This is a genomic window from Sorangium sp. So ce834 (genome assembly GCF_051521425.1).
Classification (GTDB): Bacteria; Myxococcota_A; Polyangia; order Polyangiales; family Polyangiaceae; genus Sorangium; species Sorangium cellulosum_D.
This window is the reverse complement of the sequence record NZ_CP150351.1, coordinates 9,737,978-9,755,106: the sequence shown is the minus strand read 5'-3', so window position 1 is coordinate 9,755,106 and position 17,129 is coordinate 9,737,978. Positions and strand designations below refer to the sequence as shown.

Sequence of the window (17,129 nt, the reverse complement as noted above, 5' to 3'; positions counted from 1 at the left end):
TTCGTTGTCTCTGTTTTACGCGTGGGGTGTTATGGCAGGCAGCCTTTTGCATGGGCCGAAATTTGAGCAGGTCTGGTACACCGCCGGCGATGGCCAGCGGCATTACGAGCTGTTGCCGCGCGGCGGTGACATTGAGGTGATGTCCAATTCGTCGTGGCAGGAAGTTGTTGAGTACTTTGAGTCTCTGGGTGTGCCACGGGAGATGTGGCCGGTTTGTGAAAGCAACATAGATGCTCCGTTGACGAGGATCCTGTCGCAGAACGAAGATCTGCGTAGAGTTTTTCGCGATGTGACATTGGGCCCGGTGCGTCCAAGCTGGGCCGATTTTGTATTCCGAACTGTCGCCGCTGGCGAATTCTTGTTCTATTGCGTTGAATAGTCTCTGAGCTCGTCGTTCGAAATGATGTCTCGTCTGGCCCGGTGCGAGAGTTTTATTCTCAACGACAGCGTCCGTCCGACCCGCGCCGGTCCAGCCGCAGTGCCGCTGGGCCGTCGGAAGCTGCTCAATCCGGAAGGCTCTTGTCTCGTCTGTCGAAGATTCCCGACGAACCGTCAATGCGGGCACTGCCTGAAGACGACGCGGAGCCCGGACAGCACGGTGCTGAAGAACCTGAGGTACGTGTACGACCCGGTCGGTAACATCGTGGAGATCGGGGACAGCGCGCAGCAGACGGTGTTCTTCAACAACGATGTGGTGTCGCCGAGCGCGCAGTACGTGTACGACGCGGTCTACCGGCTGATCGAGGCGACGGGGCGGGAGCACGCGGGCGGGCTGTCGGACGCGCCGCGGGACCAGAACGACCTGCCGATCATGTCGCTGCCGCACCCGAACAACCCGCAGGCGCTGAGGAACTATACGGAGCAGTACGTCTACGACGCGGTGGGCAACCTGCTGAGGATGGTGCACCAGTGGGTGCACCAGGCGGGGACGGGGAGCTGGACGCGGTGGTACGCGTACGAGGCGGCGAACAACCGGCTGACGAGCACGACCGGGGACCCGGAGCACGGGCCGTTCCGCACCTATGCGCATGACGCGCACGGCAACATGACGTCGATGCCGCACATCACCGCGCTGACCTGGGACGAGAACGACCAGGTGCGGAGCACGGATCTCGGCGGCGGCGGCGATGTCTATTACGACTACGATGCTGCGGGGCAGCGCGTGCGCAAGGTGTGGGAGCACAGCGGGCTGGTGGAGGAGCGCATCTACCTTGGCGGCTACGAGGTGTACCGGAGGCACAACAGCTCGGGGCTGGAGTTGGAGCGGCAGACGCTGCACGTGATGGATGGCGCGCGGCGGGTGGCGATGGTGGAGACGAAGACGGTGGACACCGCGGGGCCGTTCACGGTGACGCCGCGGGTGCGCTACCAGCTCGACAACCACCTCGGGTCGGCGTCGCTGGAGGTCGACGGGACGGGGCTTGTGATCGGGTACGAGGAGTATCACCCCTACGGGACCACGGCGTACTGGTCGGCGGCGTCGGGGATCGAGGTATCACGGAAGAGGTACAGGTACACGGGGAAGGAGAAGGACGAAGAGACGGGGCTTTACTACTACGGGGCAAGGTACTACGCGCCATGGCTAGGGAAGTGGACGAGCGCGGATCCAGCGGGGATGGCGGATGGTCCGGGGTTGTATAATTACGTGAGGGGGAATCCGGTTCGGTTGACGGATCCGACAGGAACGGAGAGTGACCAGATCGTTCGGGTTGACGAAGACACCATTGCGCACGTTGGCACGGGAGATGTCGCACACCGTGGCGAAACCTATATCGAGCGCTACAACGTGTCGTTCGAGGACCGGCATCTAGTCGTCTTTGCTGATGATCCGCTCCATTCTGCTCCAAGCCGTCCTGCGAAGACCCCGACGAGGCCTGCACCCGCAAGACCGCAAGAGGTCGTTGACGACTTTTCTGACGTCACCGGGAAAGCCGAGGGAGTCGGCTCATTTTTAGAAGGAGCCATCGCAGGCGGGTTCTCGGAGAACGACTCGTGGAGCGCGACTGCGGGCCAGGTGCTCGTAGGACTTCTGCCGGTTGTGGGGCAAATCGCCGACATTCGGGATATCGGCGCGGCCGCCCGCAACGTCATGGAGGGCAAAGATGGAGCAGCGATTGAACTCGGCATCGCGGTCGTGGCGGTTGTTCCGGGGCTCGATCTCCTGAAGGGGGGAACGAAGGCCGGCAGGAAGGCGCTTCGTGAGGCGGCGGAAGAGGGCATTGAAGGAACCGCCGGTGCTGGCATGAAGCGCGCGGCGAAGAGGCTAAGCAAGGCAGGAGCCGCGAAGGCTGCGAAGGAACTCAAGGCTCTGAACGTTGCACGCACAGAGATGATGGCACGGCTGGACGTGATGATAGGGGATCCAAGGCTGTCCGAGGCCATGCATAACACGCTCAAGCACGCACAGAATGCCTTGTCTACCCATCTGAAGCCGTCCGACCTCTCCGGCGCGCTGCGTGATACACTTGGCTTGCCGGTACGCAGGCCGGGCACTGGGGAAGCGTTTGAGCATCTGAAAGAGGTCAACGAGGGTTTGGCTTCACTCGAGAATGTGCGCAAATTGGTGCGGAGGCAGATGTTCCACGAAGAGGCTGGGTCTGATGTTCACAAGCTTCTGTCCGCGCAGGCCGAATCCCTCGCAGAGTTTTCTGCGCGTGCGAAACGATTTTTGACATCAAGGTAATCAAATGAGCAAAATCCAATCAAACGCGCAAGATGAGCGGCTAATCAATGACGAGCGCGCGGCCGCAACGGATCGAGCTTCTGCTATTTCGAGAATTGGCTCAGATCGTTTGTATCAACACGAAAAATCAATATCTATGCTGTTGCAGCATGAGGAGCCTGTGCTCCGAGAGAGGGCGGCGGCCGTCCTGGTCGCGCTCTGGGGAAGGAAAAGCTACGTGGACGCTGTGATCCACATGCTCCATCAAGATGCCGATCTGTACTGTCGGCTGAAGGCGTCGAGTATTCTTTGGAACTTTGCAACATTCTCCGCGTCGAATCGCGAAGATCGGGACATTGTTCTGCGCGCATTGGCGCAGTCCGTCGCGAGGGATAAGGATTCGATGGTGCAGGCAGCGAGCTATAAACATTTCCTGGAGCTAACTTCGCCGGAGCGCGCGGCCGGGGTTCCTGATGAGCTTGATCGTGATAGCGATGTTGAATGGGAGCTCATGATGCCATACTTGGCAAATTGACACTTGCTTGTGCTGGGTTGTATGATGGTAGCCGCCGAGCCGTCGCCATGGCCACTTGCGGATCTCGCGTGGGCCGACGATGCTCGACGCGGGGCACGCGGCCCTCCTATAGCCGTGGTGGGGCCGCCCCGGATAGAGCTCCGCTGCCGAGCACCAGTCCACGCGCCTTCGACCCGTCCTGGCGATCTCGGTGGCCGCCTTCATGATGCCTTCCACGGCGGTCCGGCTCATGGTGGTGACTGTCCGGATATCGTCGGGCTCGGGACACGGGGAGGATCTCGCCAGCAAGGTGGTCGAGCATGACCAGGAGGTGCTGGAGACTCGCGATGCCCGTCGGACTAGCGAAAAAAACGAGTGAACGTTCAGACCACGCTCTTCCCCGAGTTCGTTTACGGTTGACCTCATTCGAACCGCCGGAAGACCTTTCCCGTGGGCAGCTGGGATCTCGTCGGTCCTCTCCAAGCCGATCCAAGCCGAAGCGAGCGATCCTCTCCAAGCCGAAGCGAGCCAGGGCGTCCTTCTCGGCCAGTACCGGGTCTGTCACAACGGCGTTGAACCTGCGCGGCAGGGCGTACCAGGTGTATGATGGCGCGGGTGTGGTGACGAGCCAGGCGTACGACTTCAAGGGCAACGTGCTGCAGGCGTCGCGGCGGCTGCGCAGCGACGTGCACGCGGACGCCGACTGGTCGGTGCTGGCGGGGCTGACGGATGTGTCCGCCATCGCGACGACGGCCGAGCCGCTGCTGGAGACGGAGAGCTTCGGGACGCAGACGGCGTACGACGCGCTGAACCGGCCGACGAGCGTGACGGCGCCGGACGCGAGCGAGGTGAAGCCGACGTACAACGAGGCGGGGCTGCTGGAGCGTGTGGAGGCGCGGATTCGCGGCGCGGTGGCGTGGACGACGTTCGTGGACGACATCGACTACGACGCGAAGGGGCAGCGCGAGCGGATCGAGTACGGCAACGGCACCTTCACGGATTATACGTATGACCCGCTGACGTACCGGCTCTCGCGCCTGAAGACGACGCGGAGCTCGGATAGCGCGGTGCTGCAGAACCTGAGGTACGTGTACGACCCGGTCGGGAACATCGTGGAGATCGGGGACAGCGCGCAGCAGACGGTGTTCTTCAACAACGACGTGGTGTCGCCGAGCGCGCAGTACGTGTACGACGCGGTCTACCGGCTGATCGAGGCGACGGGGCGGGAGCACGCGGGCGGGCTGTCGGACGCGCCGCGCGACCAGAACGACCTTCCGATCCAGTCGCTGCCGCATCCGAACGACCCGCAGGCGCTGAGGAACTATACGGAGCAGTACGTCTATGACGCAGTGGGCAACCTGCTGAGGATGGTGCACCAGTGGGTGCACCAGGCCGGGCTGGGGAGCTGGACGCGGTGGTATGCGTACGAGACGGCGAACAACCGGCTGACGAGCACGACCGGGGACCCGGAGCACGGGCCGTTCCGCACCTATGCGCATGACGCGCACGGCAACATGACGTCGATGCCGCACATCACGGCGCTGACCTGGGACGAGAACGACCAGGTGAGGAGCACGGATCTCGGCGGCGGGGGCGATGTCTATTACGACTACGATGCTGCGGGGCAGCGCGTGCGCAAGGTGTGGGAGCACAGCGGGCTGGTGGAGGAGCGCATCTACCTCGGCGGCTACGAGGTGTACCGGAGGCGCAACAGCTCGGGGCTGGAGCTGGAGCGGCAGACGCTGCACGTGATGGATGGCGCGCGGCGGGTGGCGATGGTGGAGACGAAGACGGTGGACACCGCGGGGCCGTTCACGGTGACGCCGCGGGTGCGCTACCAGCTCGACAACCACCTCGGGTCGGCGTCGCTGGAGGTCGACGGGGCGGGGCTGGTGATCGGGTACGAGGAGTACCATCCGTACGGGACGACGGCGTACTGGTCGGCAGCGTCAGGAATCGAGGTCTCGCAGAGGAGGTACAGGTACACGGGCAAGGAGAAGGACGAGGAGACGGGGCTGTACTACCACGGAGCGAGGTATTACGCGCCGTGGCTAGGGAGGTGGACGAGCGCGGATCCGGCGGGGATGGTGGACGGGCCAAACCTGTATGAATACGTGCGAGGGAGTCCGGCTCGGCTGAGGGATCCGAGTGGAACGCAGGGAGACGAGCCCAACTACGGGCTTGAGGCGCTCCAGCGGATCAACGAGGTGAACGCAGCCCAGCTCGGGGTGCCCTCTGCAACGCCGGAAGAGCAGAAGGCGCGGAGAAAGCACGCAGCCGAGGCAGCGACGGCCAGAGCGGAAGCTGCTAAGGAAGCGGCCCTGAGGGCTCGTGCCACTCCTGCGACGAAGGAGGAGCGCTGGGAGGCCGCCAAGACGGGCATCAAACACGATGTGACCGAGAGCGCTGGGCACGCTCTGCTTGCCTCGGCGCTACTGCCAGCCGGACCAGTGCTCTTCTTGGGGTCCCTGTTCGTCGACCTCAGCGGGCTGCATGGCGAAGCGCCGTCTGCTGGCGCAGAGGGGCTACGCAAGTTCCAGCTAGAGGATAACTACGAGACTGGACGGGCGATTTCACAGACCGTTCAGGCAGGAGCCGCTTTCGTCCCGTGGAGCGAAATCGCTGCGGGGGCGCGAACGGCAGCGGGGAAGCTGCCTGAGTTGTACGGCCTGGGAGCAGGCGGCGGCGGCAAGGTGGTCACCTTCTCGGAGCGGTTCGCCGCGGAAGCAGCCGCTGAGACTGGCGCCGCCGCAAGGGTAGCACCCAGGACCTTCACCAGCACCGATCCGCAGGTTGGAGAGCTGGCGACCGAGATCGAGAGGCGCGTTCCCGGGATCGTGGAGGATGTCAACATAAAGACGATGCGGCCCAACGGCCTGCCTGGTACGGACCTCGACATCGCGTTGACCGATGGGCGGGTGATTCGAATAAAGACTGGCAATACGAAGGGTTTGACGACTCAAATGGAGGAAACTGCGGCGCGCGGCTGGGATCCCATCGCCTATGCGCCCAATGCGTCAAGAGCCTTACAAACACAATTCGCGCAGAGAGGGTGGCCGCTGGCCACCACCCCAGAGAATCTTTATGATATTGTAAAGGCCGGTCCTCGGCCATCGCATTGGATCCAAAAGCCATGACCGATACCCTAACGATTGCCGCACCGCCCGGGGAGTTCATTGAGAGCCTCGCCGCGCCACTTGACGAAGTGTTTCAGCTCACCAAGACGGAGTTTGGTGGGATCACAATTGCCGCCCCTGGGGAGAGGTGGATCGTTCTCAATCCAAACCCGTACGCGGAGATCGAGGATCCTGATACCGTCCCAATGATCACTAGGCTCATCGGAGCTGCTCCGAGTTTCTTCACCCTGACGACGAGCAACCTGCCGCTCACGCGTCGGGTGGTGCAGAAACTCGCGGAACGACGTGACCTCGTGGTGGATACGCAGCATGGCATCATTCTGCCGCTTCACGAATTCGCTGAATTGATCCGAGCTCGACCAATGTGGGACTGGCGTCGGTGAAGGAGGGCGGTGCAGCAGCCGCTCGTCCAATCCAAGCGCCTTCGACCAGCCCGGTGTTGTTAGTGTTGTGTTGTTGTTGTTGACGCTTGCCATCGACCGCTGTTCATGCGCCAGGTGAGCGGGCCGAAGATGGGGATGGTGAGCGCCCGGAGCGGATAGCGGAGCGGTTTCCAGCGGCGGTGTTCCAGAAGCTCAAGCTTGCGGCACACCGCGTTCCCCCGGATCGACCCATCGGATCTCCCGGGAAATCAGCGCATCGAGCAGCCGGCTTCGAGCGAAGCTTCTGGGACGCCGCCATCATGGGCTCGAAGCGCCAGATGGAGGACCGAGGACGACAAGCAGAGCTTCTCGGCCGCCTTCCGGATCGAGAAGCCCCGGGCACTAAGCTCGATCGGAGCAAGTGAGCAATTCGATGATCATGGATCTGATGCATTTTCAAGGCTCTGTTGAGCGGGATATTCACGTCTTTCGTGATGGTGTGCGGATCGAGAGCGTCGAGACGGCGCTGCGGCAGGTTGCGCGCGATCTGTCGTATCAGTTTACTGTGCTTCGCGGGGATCGAATGGCGAATGAGGCGGAGGTGTTAAGAGAGCTCGCTCAAGCGTTCGGGTTGCCTCATCGTGGTGATGCGGGCTATAATCGGAGCTGGGATGGTGCCGCAGACTGTATCACGAGCATGCGTTGGTCGCATCGGTCGCAGTCGCCCAGTGAATCCCAGCGTGGGCATGTCGTGCTGTTTCGCGAGCCGGCGCATCTCATCGCCGCCGATGCGCTCTCGTTCGCAACGTTGCTCGATCTCCTCGGCACGCGAGCCGAGTCCCCCGAAGGCCGCGAGGTGCCGTTTCACGTCGCTGTCGGCCCGATGAGCTTCCGCCACGAATTTTTTGCGACCCTTCTAAAGGTGGAACGCCACTTCTGCCATGACTGCCAGCTGGTGGACCGAGCCGAGGAGGACGAATAGGCTCTGCGCGCCGAGGCCAGGGACTGACGGCGAAGGCGTGAAGGAGTCCGTAGTCCACGCCGAGTAAAGAATCTGCACCACGTCCGTGCGCCACGTGACGACGCCTAGCCCACTCGGGTCGGGGAGCCGTTCGCCGGGCCCGTGCGCCCTCGACCTACCCGGTGTTGTTGATCTTGAGCCTCGCCACCTAGCGATGTCCATGCGCCAGGTAAGCAGTCCGAAATTTCAGGCTCGGGCGCCTGAAGACGACGCGCAGCGCGGACAGCGCGGTGCTGCAGAACGGGCGCTCGGCGCGGAGATGGAGCGGCCGTCAAACGGCGCATCTCGGGCGCATCGTGAGGCGCCCCGCGGAACCGCGCGATCCCGGCTGTAGCTCGGGCCGCGGGCTGCTAGAGGGGCGGCCGCCATGAAGCTGCTCCTCCGGATCCTGCCGCTCGCCTGCTCCGCCGCTGCCGCCGCCTCGTGCGGCGGCGGGGTGGAGCGCACGCCGCTCATCGTCGAGGTCGGGAGCGCCGCTCCCGGCGCGCCGGAGGCGCCCGACGCGCCGCACGCCGCGGCGCCGCGCGAGGGGGCGGCGGGCGATCACCGCTTCTGCGGCTGGCTGCACGAGTTCCTCGGAGATCCCGCGTCCACGGATCTCGGCTACGACACCTTCGCGGCCCGCGCCGAGGCGTTCGACGCCGTCCACCCGAAGTGGTGGCGCGTCGCCTCGCCGACCACGTTCGAGAACCACCCGCGCGGCCGGTCCGCGCCGTTCGCGGGCTTTCACGACCCGCGCGTCCTCGACCGCACGACGCCCGGCGGCGGGCGGACCCGGCTCGTCCCGCTCGTCGCCGCGGTCGACCGGCCGGACGTCGTCGCGGTGCACGCGATGATCCACGATCCCGCGCTCCGGGCGCAGCACGTGGCGGGCCTCGTGGCCCTCGCGGTGGAGAACGGCTACGACGGGCTCGACATCGACTACGAGCACCTCGCGTCCGTGCTCGGGCCGGGCGAGACCGTGGAGGCCGAGCGGGCTTCGTTCTCGGCGTTCATCGACGAGCTCTCGCGCGCGCTCCACGCGGCCGAAAAGACGCTCTCGCTCGCGGTCCCGGCGGTCGCCTCCGCGACGGGGGTGTTCGACTACGAGGCGCTGAGCGCCTCGGCGGATCACGTGCACGTGATGAGCTACGACTACCACTTTGGCGGCGGCGCGCACGCCGGCCCGGTCGCGCCCCTCGGGTGGGTGGAGCGGACCGTCGCGTACATCGGGGGCCTCGACGGCGGCGCGCGCCGCGAGAAGTTCATCCTCGGCCTGCCGAACTACGGCCTGCTCGGGCCGGAGGCGCCGGGGGACGGGGGCGCCGTGGTGGGGTGCGAGCCGCTCGGCAAGTGCCTTGAGCTCGCGGGCGGCGACGGCTACGACACGAGCACCGACCACATGCGCCGGTGCCCGGAGGACGGGGCCGCGCGGCTCGCGGCGGGGAGGGCGCCGAACCGGGTCCTCGCGAGCGGAGAGCACCTCTTCTTCGAGGACCTCGGGTCGCTCGAGGAGAAGGTCGCCGCCGCCAGGCGGGGCGAGCTCGGCGGGGTGACGTACTGGAGCATCGGCGGCGAGCCGGGCGGGGCGGCGTTCTTCTCGATGATCGAGCGCCACTTCCCCAGGTGATCGCGCCGCGGCGCGCCTCAGACCTTGAGCGCGCCTCAGACCTTGAGGAAGATGCCCCGGCGGTGGAGGGGGTAGAGGAGCACGAGCCAGAGGGCGACGGCCGCGAGCGCGAAGGCGAGGGAGGCGTTCAGCGGCGAGAGCCACGACGCGAAGAGGCGCGTGTAAAGGAGCTCCAGCGCGCTCGTCCTCGCGCCGTCGTCTCCGGTCCTGCTCACGTGATAGAGCAGGTGTCCCATCATGGTCGAGCCCACGTAAGCCGCGATCGGGTTGGCGCCGAAGATCAGGAACGGAGCGCCCCAGCGCCGCCATCCCTTCAGGTCCACGATCCACACGCAGGCGGCGAGGACGACCGCGGCCACGCCGGCGGTGAGCAGCGCGAACGAGCTCGAGTACAGGCTGCGGTTCCACGCGAACCACGGCGCCCAGGCGGCGCCCAGCGCGATCCCCGCGGCGCCGGCGGCGAGGAGCCCGGCGACGCGCGCGCGGAGCCCGGCGGGCGCGGTGAGCCAGCGTCCGCCGAGGCTCCCCAGCATCACCGTCATCGCCGCGGGGAGGGTGGGGAGGATGCCCATCGCGTCCCAGCCTTTGCGCGCGATGTGCCCCCCGAGGAAATACCGGTCCACGCGGGCCGCCAGCGTCTCGTGGGGATCGTCGAGCGGATGGAGCCGGAGGACGAGCCAGTAGCCGATCAGGGCCGCGGCGATGATGCCCGCCTGCTGCCTGGCGGTGGTCTTGAGGCAGAGGAGCGCCGCGAGCACGTACGCGGCGCCGATGCGCTGGAGGACGCCCGGGATGCGCAGCTCCGTCAGGCGCTCTTCGGGAAAGAACGGGAACGCCGACAGGAACAGCCCGAGCAGGATGAAGATCGCGCCGCGCCGTACGATCTGGAGGGCGAGCTCACGGTCGGTCGCGCCGCGCGCGCGGCGCCCTGAGATGGAGATGTGCAGGGTCACGCCGACGATGAAGAGGAAGCAGGGAAATATCGTGTCTGCGAGTGTGCAGCCCTCCCAGTACGAGTGGGCCAGGGGCGGATAGATGGCCGGGAAGCTGTCCTGGAAATTGACGAGGAGCATCGCGACGATGGTCATTCCGCGGAAGATGTCCAGCGATTGGAGCCGCATGCGATGAATGTAGTGCGCGTGGCATGATGAGCCATGACAGCGTCTCTCCGTCGTGCGCTGTCCGTCAGCGGCATGACGAGGGCGTCTCCCTGTACGTGCCTGTCCGGCGTGCCCGGCTGTTCGGGGGTTCGTGGCGCCGGCGCGCCCGCCTCGGCCTGTCGCGCGCCGGCTGCCGGCCGGTCCTGGTCGCGCGGCCCGGCGGGGGAGCCGGCGCGGGCCGGCGGGGGAGCCGGCGCGGGCCGGCCCGGGGCAGCCGAGCGGAGCGACGGCCGGCGACCTCGGGCGCGGCCGCGGCGCGGGCGGGGCCGCCGCGGTGCGCGGAGGGGAGCGCGGCCGTCCCGCTGCGTGGTATGGTGCGCGCCGTCACAGCGAGAGGAGATTTCTGCCATGGCACGCACCCCGTCCACGATGCTTGAGCTCGGCACTCCGGCGCCCGACTTCCGGCTGCCGGATTTCACCGGAAAGCAGGTGGCGCTGTCGGATTTCACCAGGGAGCGGGCGCTCCTCGTGATGTTCATCTGCAATCATTGTCCGTTCGTCAAGCACGTCCGTCACGAGCTCGCCCGGCTGCGGCGCGATTATCGCCCCGAGGATGTGGCCATCGTGGCCATCAATCCGAACGACATCGTCGCTTATCCGGCGGACAACGCCGAGGCGATGGCGAGGGAGGCGCGCGAGTTCGGTTATACGTTCCCGTACCTCCTCGACGAGGCGCAGCAGGTGGCCAAGGCCTATCGGGCGGCCTGCACGCCGGATTTCTACCTCTTCGGCCCGGATCGCCGGCTGGTCTACCGCGGTCAGCTCGACGACAGCCGCCCTGGCAACGACGTCCCGGTGACCGGCCGCGACCTCCGCGCCGCCATCGACGCGGTGCTCGCGTCGGCGCCCATCCCCTCGGATCAGCGCCCGAGCATCGGGTGCAACATCAAGTGGAAGCCCGGCAATGAGCCGGAGTATTACGGGCGAATTCAGTAACGATTACAGCTGGTTGGACCCGAGGTCTACCCCTGTCGGGCAGAATTCCGGGCAGAAATAGCTCTGCCGGCAGCGGGGGGAAGACCTCCGACCGGAGGAACTCGACCGACTCGGCCTCGCGCACGTACTCCATCGTGGTGCTCATTTGCTCGTGACCGACCCTGTGCATGATATGCAGCGGCTCGTCGCCGCGGATGGCCATCCACGTGATCCCCGTCGCCCGGAGGTCGTGCCAGGTGAGGCGCTTCCGGGTGGCGTCGTCGGCGAAGAGCTCGGCGCGTGTCACCCCGGCGCGCTGGAGGTACTTCCGGAGGCGCGGCGCGAGCGCGTGTAGCGGCGGCACCGCGACGAGCCGAACCGCGCCGACTGCTCGGGCGTCGGCGACGAGAACCTCGAGAAGCGGCAGCAGCTCGGGCTCGATGGTGAAGCGCCGTGGCATGTTCGTCTTCACCTCCTTCAAGCCGCCGCGCTTCCGATCGATCGCGCGGTGGACGTGTAGCACGCGATGGCGCAGGTCGATGTCCTCCACGTGCAGCGCCTCGACCTCGCCGGCCCTCGCGGCGCAGTAGACATGCAGCGCGACCAAGCGGCGCCACCGGAGCGGGACCGCGGCGCAGTGCATGAGCGCGAGGAACTCCGAGGGGTAGAGATAACTCTTCGCCCGCCGCACGCCCTCGTCGGGGCCCGCGACGTTCAGCGCGGGGTTGTCCTTGCGGATGCGGAGCGCGAGCGTCTTCGACTTCACCGCGTCCTTGAACGCCTTCGCGACGAGCATCCAGATGTTCTTGGCCGTTTTCCATGAGAGCTCCTCGGCGCGGACGCGCGCGTCGAGGTCCTCGACGAGCTGCTCCAGGTCGGAGCTCTCGATGCTGGCCATCGGGCGGGAGCCGAGCGGCGGGTCGAGCCGTGGGAGCACCCAGTTCCGGAGGTTGGCCCGGTTGTCCGCGACCGAGGCGAGGCCTCGCCGCTCGCGGTCGGTGCACCAGGCCTCCGCCCACGCCTCGAAGGTCGGGCCGGCGGGGGCGACGGCGACCACCGCCGGCGCGCGTGTGACGCCCTCACGCTGGGCGAGCTCCGTCAGCGCGCGGGCTTTTTCGCGCGCCTTGGCCTCGGACATGCCCGGCGGCTGGCACACGCGATCGCCGCGGCTCCCGTCTGCGAGGGTCGGGCGCACGTCCCAGTGGTCGCCGTGGCGCTCCACGGAGCCGGTGCGTGGCCGGCCGCGGCCGCGCCGTTGCGTCGGCTCGGTCATGTCGAGACCCTCCTCTTGCGCGTGGACGGCTTGGCCGCAATCGCGAGTTCGTCACGTAGCGAGAGATCGCCGTCCGCCTGCGGTTTCGTCCGTGGCGCCGGCGGCGGCTGCGACACCATCCAGGCCTCGACGTCTTCCCAGAGCGCTGCGGCCTGCTTGCCGCGGCGGAAGGTCTTGAAGGCCCCCGCCGCGGCGGCCTCACGGAAGGCCCGCGCTGAGCCGAGCGGGTTCTCCCTCGCGGTCGCATAGCGGGGCGCTGGCGACACCTTCAGCCGATCCGTGAGGAGATCGGCAGCGAGCTCGGCGGCCATGGTGGCGACCGCACGCGCGAAGGCCTCGACGGCGGCGGAGTTCACTGGGCGCGCGCCTCCGCGAGGCCGTTCCGGCGCGCTGGCGGGAGGAGCTCCGCGGCGAGTTCGGAAGCGGGGGCCGCGGCGAGCCGCGGGAGGATCCCAGCCTCGCGCACAACCTGGGAGACGGTGACGCCACGGTCCGGGATCACCATCTGCGGCATGAACTCGCTCTCGAAGTCCACGACACCCGACTCGATCGCTTCGAGCTTCGCCTTGATGATCAAGAGCATGGCGCGCCAGCGCTGCTTGATCGCCTGCTCGTGCGCGCCCGCCTGATCCTTCTCACCGCGCCTCTTCCCTCCGGCGTCGCGCTCGAACTCATCGAGCCGGGGGAGCACCAGCTCGAACCTGATGAGCCGCTCGTGCGCTCGGAACGTGAGCGTCGTCGTCGAGGTCTTGGGGTTGGTCTGGTAGGTGAACGAATCCGCGCCGTAGCGCGCCAGGACCTTCTCGATCTGATCGCGCGACTCGGCCGCGCTCACCTTCGTGGTGCAGCCGTACTGGCCGTTTCCACGCTTCCGCTTCGACGTGCGCATGTCCTTGTTCCTCCTCGCCTCGTCCTTCGACGCCTTCCTTGGTCTCTGCGGGCGCGCCCGCTCCGGCGAGGCCGGCTCCATCGGAGCGGGCCCGTCGCCTATGTACCCGACCGCGGCCTCCTCATCCTCGACCAGGACGACGAGTACGCGCGCCGGGTCGGCCTCACGCACCTCGTCGCCTCGCCACCCGAAGCACACATCGAGGGTCCTCGCCGCAGCCTCGGCGGAGACCACGGCGATCACCACGTCGCCCGCGGTCCGCGCCCCGGGCAGTCGCGCGACGTCCGCCGCGATCGCTTCCGCGGTCGGCGCGGCGAGGAGGACCTGGCGAGCGCGCCCCGGCCGGCGCGACGCCCACGCGTCCGAGAGCGCCTCGCGAGCGCGCTCGTCCAGGTCCCAGCTTGTCACGGCCTCTCCTCTCGGTCGGCGCGCCGCTCGCCGCGGGCCTCCGCCAGGAGCCGCCGGTGGAGTTCAGCGCACACGAGCACGTAGCGCTCGAGCCGGGACAGGATGCGCGACACGTCCATGGTGTCGAGCAGTTCTTCTCCCTTCGCCCCCGGCCTCAAGGCGGCGGCAAGTAGGCTCAGATCGTCGGCGACGTCCTCGAGCATCCCTTCGACCGGATCGAGACTGCTGGCGGAGAGCGCCTGTACGAGCAGGCTCGCGGTGTCGAGCTTCTCCCGGTTCGCGGGCGTGTGGATGCTCGCGCCGAGCTCCAGGCCGAGCCGGCCGTCGGTCACAACCCGAATTTCAGCGGCGCCGGTCATCGCTTGCCCTTTCCACCCGGCGCAGCGCTGCCGTCGCTACTCTCGGCGGCGTGCTCGCGCCGCTCTTCGACCATGCGGAGGTGAAGCTCGAGCGCAACGCGCACCCGATCGCCGAGCCCGGTTAGCGTCAGGTCGAACGTCAGGTCCGGATGGTCGCCGCTCTCCAGGGCTCGAGCGACCGCAAGGTTCACGACCTCGATGTCGGAGGCGACGGTGTAGAGGATCCCTGCAACCGGGTCGTCGGAGCCGGAGCACAGCCCCTTGGTGATAACGTCGATAAGGTCGTCGCGATGCAGCGTGGAAGACCGCGTATCACCATCCTTCGTCAGGCCGAGCGGGGCACGACGCTGGGACGTCGCCGAGGCGGACGCCGAAGCTGGCGCGGGCGGGGGAGGAGGCGTCGCGCCCTGCTGCGCATCCGTCGTTCCGGAGGAGTGCGGCGCCTCCGGTTTTTCGGCGAGCAGCCGGTCGACGTGGGTCATTACCCGCTGGTACAGCAGGTGCGCGGCCTCCGTTCGGCTCTGGAGCCGGTAGAGCTGCATCTGGAGCGTGGCCTCGTCCAGCTCCTGCTCGCCAGCGATTGCGCTCTGGAGGATGGACAGGTCGTCCTTGATCGAGTCGAGCATCCCGTCGATGGGATCCGCGATCGGGTCGCCCGCGTATGACCACGCGAGGAGCTCCACCGGGTTCGCGGCGTGCAGGGTGCTGCCGTCGTGCTCGTGCTCGATGCCGAGGGCGCGGAGCACGGAGCGCGCCGGGCGAGGGGCGGGCCCGGGCGTGGGCGACGCGGCGACCCGTGTGGCGCCGGGCGGATCCATCTTGCCGCGCGAGATCGCCAGGGCGGTCTCGTGCAGCTTGTCGGCCTCGTCCTCGACGAACTTGGCCAGCGGCGAGCCGAGCGCCCGGATCATCATGTCCAGGACCGCCAGCAGGTAGAGGGCGGTGTTGGCCGCGGCGCTCTCCTCTTCGGGCTGGCGGGCCCAGTCGCGGGGCAGCCAGCGCTGGTACAGCGCGGCCACCTCGTCGAGGAAGGCGCGCGGCGGGTACTGGCGCACCTTGGTTGGCGACTCCGCGGCACCGGCCTCCTCGGCGGAGCGCGGCGCGCTGGCCCCGTTCATCTGCCCGCGATCCGGCTTGTGAGACGCTGCGTGAACCGACTCCTGTGCATGCATCATGGCAACCTCGTATCGTTCAGTCCGTTGACGTCATGGGTCCGCGGGCACACGACGGCCCACGGAGACCCGCTCACCAGGCTCCACCAACAGAGCGGTTTCCCCCTTTCAAGCCTTACGCCGAGCGCGCCGAAATTCTCACGTTGGGTGCGCGCTCACGGCGTTTCCTTAAGCTCCAGCACCAGCGGCTGACTCCGCTCCGCGCGCGCTCACGCGGCGGTCGGCCCCTCCTTCTCCGGCGCGTCGTTCGCCGGGGTAGGGGTGGGATCGGTCGGGAGCGCGGCCGGCGCCTTCTTCTTCGAGCGCTTCGGCGTCCACGGGTTCGCGGCGATCCACTCGCGGATCTCGGCCACGGCCGCCTCGCAGTACTCGAGGCAGTCGACCGTGCCGTGGCCGTGCGACTTCAGGTCGCGCACCACGCGGTGCATGTCGCTGCGCTCCTTCTCGCGGAGCTTGAGAGCGGTGAGCGCCCGGCTCACCTCGTAGCGGGTGACTCCCAGCTCGGCCGCAATCTCGTCGGGGCGCTTCCAGCGCTGCTCCTGCACCGGGAGGAGGCGCCTCGGGTCGAGGCCGGTGCAGAGCGCCACGACGTGGGCGCGGATCACGTCTTTCTGGTCGGCGGCGATGTGCTCGCCCATGCCGCGGAGCGCTTCGGCGACGAGCTCGGCGCGGCGGAGGTCGTCCGACGGCGGCATCGCCGGCGCGGCCGGCTGGGCGGTCGGATCGTACTTCCCGGTCCGGGCGATCTCCGGCACGACGTCGCCGGCGAGCCAGAGCTGGAACTCGACGGCCCGCGGCTTCCCGCTCTTCAGGAGCGCCAGGTTCAGGCCGACGTCGGTGATGACGATGAGCTCCGAGGCGAACCTCAGATCCTCGCCGTCGGAGGCAAGCGCGGGATCCGCCCCTGCCTCCAACTGCGCCTTGGCATCGCGGAGCTCCTCGCCCTTCAGCCGGTACCAGTGCACCCCCTCCCGGATGATGTGCTTCCAGTCCGTCGTAAGGTCGCGGACGAACCGTTTCCCGCCCTCTTCGTAGTCGAGCGCCGCGCCGCAGTCGCGGGCGACTCGGCACCGTTGCCCTCGGACGCTCACGCTCCGGACGACGTGGCCGTGGAACGTGTACCCGCTCGCCCCGGCCGCGCCGGGCTTGATGATGTCGCTGCTCACGAGACCGCTCCTCTCGTCACGCGCTCCAGCCACACCTGCACTCCGTTCGAACCGCGCGTCGCCATGTCGCGCTCGAGCCACGGCCCGTCGAAGTCGGACCACAGCACCTCGTCCAGCGCGCGCGGCTCGACCTTGATGGACTCGGCGGCCATCGCCGCGTCGACCCGCTCCCTGAAGCGGCGGATCCGCTCGCGCGGCGGCCCGGGCTTGATGTCCTTCGGGTCGGACAGGTACGTCACCTTGAGGACGCCGCGGACCGTGAGAAGCATCGCCTCGTTCGGCTCCGTTTCGGCCTGGCGCGTGGCGCGGCTGGCGGGCTTGGGGCGGCTGCTCACGCGGCCTCCAGCAGGCGCAGCAGGCCGGTGCCCGCCAGCTCCGCCAGGACGTCGAGGAAGCGCGCGGCGGCGGTTCAGGAGCGGGCCGGCCCTGGCGGGCGCGGCGGGTGGTGGGGGTAGGGGCAGGGCTGTACGGCGAGCGTCCGG

Annotated in this window: 16 protein-coding genes; 8 read left to right on the top strand and 8 right to left on the bottom strand. The window is 67.5% G+C overall.

The genetic code is table 11. The features are described from left to right. Positions 1–31: 31 nt before the first annotated feature. The 7 genes from WMF20_RS35810 to WMF20_RS35780 all read left to right on the top strand — a co-directional run bounded on the left by WMF20_RS35810 (position 32) and on the right by WMF20_RS35780 (position 9,305). On the top strand, positions 32–379 hold the full coding sequence (locus WMF20_RS35810; RefSeq protein WP_129578492.1) for a hypothetical protein: 348 nt from the start codon (positions 32–34) through the stop codon (positions 377–379). A gap of 219 nt (positions 380–598) precedes the next feature. Continuing rightward, positions 599–2,683, top strand: coding sequence for an RHS repeat-associated core domain-containing protein (locus tag WMF20_RS35805; protein ID WP_437606295.1), 2,085 nt, complete (start codon positions 599–601; stop codon positions 2,681–2,683). Positions 2,684–2,687: 4 nt separating this feature from the next. Then, positions 2,688–3,197: a hypothetical protein gene (locus tag WMF20_RS35800; protein ID WP_437606294.1), complete on the top strand. Its 510-nt coding sequence runs from the start codon at positions 2,688–2,690 to the stop codon at positions 3,195–3,197. Positions 3,198–3,793: 596 nt separating this feature from the next. Next, positions 3,794–6,313, top strand: coding sequence for an RHS repeat-associated core domain-containing protein (locus WMF20_RS35795; RefSeq protein WP_437606292.1), 2,520 nt, complete (start codon positions 3,794–3,796; stop codon positions 6,311–6,313). Next, positions 6,310–6,696, top strand: a complete 387-nt coding sequence (locus WMF20_RS35790) for a hypothetical protein (RefSeq protein ID WP_129578491.1) — start codon at positions 6,310–6,312, stop codon at positions 6,694–6,696. The genes WMF20_RS35795 and WMF20_RS35790 overlap by 4 nt, the downstream gene beginning before the upstream one ends. Before the next feature lie 412 nt (positions 6,697–7,108). Further along, entirely contained in the window at positions 7,109–7,657 is a 549-nt protein-coding gene (locus WMF20_RS35785) for a barstar family protein (protein WP_129578490.1), read from the top strand. Positions 7,658–8,063: 406 nt separating this feature from the next. Further along, complete coding sequence (locus tag WMF20_RS35780) at positions 8,064–9,305, top strand: glycosyl hydrolase family 18 protein (protein ID WP_437606291.1); 1,242 nt, start codon at positions 8,064–8,066, stop codon at positions 9,303–9,305. A gap of 35 nt (positions 9,306–9,340) precedes the next feature. Here WMF20_RS35780 and WMF20_RS35775 read toward each other — a convergent pair whose 3' ends face one another. After that, positions 9,341–10,426 (bottom strand): acyltransferase family protein, encoded by a 1,086-nt coding sequence (locus WMF20_RS35775; RefSeq protein ID WP_437606290.1) that lies wholly within the window; start codon positions 10,424–10,426, stop codon positions 9,341–9,343. Positions 10,427–10,813: 387 nt separating this feature from the next. Here WMF20_RS35775 and WMF20_RS35770 point away from each other — a divergent pair, with 387 nt between their 5' ends. Next, a complete protein-coding gene (locus WMF20_RS35770; protein WP_437606289.1) occupies positions 10,814–11,401 on the top strand; it encodes a thioredoxin family protein in 588 nt (195 codons plus the stop codon). Here WMF20_RS35770 and WMF20_RS35765 read toward each other — a convergent pair. The 7 genes from WMF20_RS35765 to WMF20_RS35735 form a co-directional block, all read right to left on the bottom strand. After that, the gene (locus WMF20_RS35765) at positions 11,352–12,653 is read right to left on the bottom strand and encodes a tyrosine-type recombinase/integrase (RefSeq protein ID WP_437606288.1); all 1,302 of its coding nucleotides are present in this window, start codon (positions 12,651–12,653) and stop codon (positions 11,352–11,354) included. The genes WMF20_RS35770 and WMF20_RS35765 overlap by 50 nt on opposite strands. Beyond that, a complete protein-coding gene (locus tag WMF20_RS35760; RefSeq protein WP_437606287.1) occupies positions 12,650–13,009 on the bottom strand; it encodes a hypothetical protein in 360 nt (119 codons plus the stop codon). Before WMF20_RS35760 ends, WMF20_RS35765 begins: the two co-directional genes overlap by 4 nt. Continuing rightward, positions 13,006–13,950, bottom strand: a complete 945-nt coding sequence (locus WMF20_RS35755; RefSeq protein ID WP_437606286.1) for a hypothetical protein — start codon at positions 13,948–13,950, stop codon at positions 13,006–13,008. Before WMF20_RS35755 ends, WMF20_RS35760 begins: the two co-directional genes overlap by 4 nt. Beyond that, positions 13,947–14,309, bottom strand: coding sequence for a hypothetical protein (locus tag WMF20_RS35750; protein ID WP_437606285.1), 363 nt, complete (start codon positions 14,307–14,309; stop codon positions 13,947–13,949). The genes WMF20_RS35755 and WMF20_RS35750 overlap by 4 nt, the downstream gene beginning before the upstream one ends. Continuing rightward, on the bottom strand, positions 14,306–15,484 hold the full coding sequence (locus tag WMF20_RS35745; protein WP_437606284.1) for a hypothetical protein: 1,179 nt from the start codon (positions 15,482–15,484) through the stop codon (positions 14,306–14,308). The genes WMF20_RS35750 and WMF20_RS35745 overlap by 4 nt, the downstream gene beginning before the upstream one ends. Before the next feature lie 206 nt (positions 15,485–15,690). Further along, on the bottom strand, positions 15,691–16,647 hold the full coding sequence (locus tag WMF20_RS35740) for a BRO-N domain-containing protein (protein WP_437606283.1): 957 nt from the start codon (positions 16,645–16,647) through the stop codon (positions 15,691–15,693). Continuing rightward, the gene (locus WMF20_RS35735) at positions 16,644–16,916 is read right to left on the bottom strand and encodes a hypothetical protein (RefSeq protein WP_437606282.1); all 273 of its coding nucleotides are present in this window, start codon (positions 16,914–16,916) and stop codon (positions 16,644–16,646) included. The genes WMF20_RS35740 and WMF20_RS35735 overlap by 4 nt, the downstream gene beginning before the upstream one ends. Positions 16,917–17,129: the final 213 nt, after the last annotated feature.